Genomic DNA, 253 nt, shown 5'->3' on the forward strand with positions numbered 1-253 from the left:
GCAAGCTGCCAGGCGAGGTCGGCCCGAAGGTCGAATTCGCGACGGTTCGCCAAGCCGGTCAACGCATCGGTTTGAGCCGCGTGCGCAAGGCGCGCCTCCTGGGCTTTATCGACTGTTACGTCGAAAGCGACGCCCACGATGCAGGAAGGGGTGCCGGCATCGTCCCGCACCAGCCGTCGCTTGCAGCGCATCCAGCGCAAGCCTCCGGCTGTGCGAATGCGATACTCGGCGGTGGCCCTATCGAAGGTGCCGG

1 pseudogene is annotated in these 253 nt (G+C 66.4%); it reads right to left on the minus strand.

The features are described 5' to 3' along the window. A pseudogene (locus tag KZZ04_RS20015) lies at positions 1-253 on the minus strand (hypothetical protein); the annotation flags it as partial.

The organism is Pseudoalteromonas sp. CR1 (genome assembly GCF_019392235.1).
In the GTDB taxonomy this organism is placed as follows: Bacteria; Pseudomonadota; Gammaproteobacteria; order Enterobacterales; family Alteromonadaceae; genus Pseudoalteromonas.